General features: G+C 57.1%; 2 pseudogenes. One reads left to right on the forward strand and one right to left on the reverse strand.

The window, feature by feature from the left end:
- Positions 1–261, forward strand: a pseudogene (locus ACTHS3_RS16845) (uracil-DNA glycosylase family protein); the annotation flags it as partial.
- A 71-nt stretch (positions 262–332) separates the two neighbouring features.
- On the opposite strand, the pseudogene ACTHS3_RS16850 reads toward ACTHS3_RS16845, so the two are convergent.
- Positions 333–482: pseudogene (locus tag ACTHS3_RS16850) on the reverse strand (thiazole synthase); the annotation flags it as partial.

Here is a 482-nt window from a genome sequence, read left to right on the forward strand (position 1 = left end):
GCCCTGCCCGATGCCGAACACATCCGCTCCGAGCTTGCCGAAATGCAAAACGAGCTGACCGCTTCGCAAGCGCGCGCAGTATTGTTCCTCGGCAAAATCTTCGACAGCCCCGACATGATCGGGCTGATGAACGAATTGTGCGCAGAGCGGCCGCATTTCGTCATTCCCCACCCCGCCCGCCTGCTGATGCAGCCGCAACTCAAAGCGCAGGCATGGCAAATCTTAAAGCCATTGAAACAGCTTTTGGCCAAGGCCGTCTGAACATTCTGTTCAACCTGAAATCAGGTTTTTCACCAACAAAAAAGGGCGTGTTCGACACGCCCTAATGTTTTTCAATATTCCGCCGAATGCCAGAAAGGCTGACCCACCGTCGGCGTACTGGCGCGCGCTTTCTCACGCGCCTCCACAGGTTCCGCCTCATAAGCCAGACGGCCCGACTCGACCGCAAGCGCAAAAGCGCGTGCCATATTGACCGGATCGCC

The organism is Neisseria sp. P0009.S007 (assembly GCF_051962515.1).